The organism is Streptomyces sp. NPDC101166, from assembly GCF_044768125.1.
Classification (GTDB): domain Bacteria; phylum Actinomycetota; class Actinomycetes; order Streptomycetales; family Streptomycetaceae; genus Streptomyces.
This window is the reverse complement of sequence record NZ_JBIWPF010000401.1, coordinates 1-372: the sequence shown is the minus strand read 5'-3', so window position 1 is coordinate 372 and position 372 is coordinate 1. Positions and strand designations below refer to the sequence as shown.

General features: G+C 64.2%; 1 protein-coding gene. It reads right to left on the bottom strand.

Annotated features, from left to right (window positions below):
- Positions 1-321 (bottom strand): TetR/AcrR family transcriptional regulator (locus ACIRS4_RS39425; protein WP_404205277.1); only part of this gene is annotated, 321 nt, incomplete at its 3' end.
- Between the last annotated feature and the right edge of the window lie 51 nt (positions 322-372).

Sequence of the window (372 nt, the reverse complement as noted above, 5' to 3'; positions counted from 1 at the left end):
GTCGAGGTCGTCGCTGATGGCACCGTAGATGCGCGGCATCAGGGTGGTCTCGATGAACCGTTCCATGGTGGCGCGGGTCAAATCCTGCTTGTCCGAGAAATACCGGTAGAGCACGGTTTTGGAGACGCCGATCTCGGCGGCGATCTCGTCCATTCCGGCATCGCCGCCGCGCTTGCGGATGGCGGCGAGGGTGCCGTCCACCAGTTCTTCGCGTCGGTCGATCTTGTGCTGCTGCCAGCGACGTTTGCGACCGTCCACACGACCCCCGCGTGGACCGGTGGCAGCCTCGACGGCTGCACTCACGCTGCCTTTGGTGGTCACGCTGCGTTGGCTCCTTGTTCGCGTCCTGGGCCTGGGCCTATTCAGCTTAAG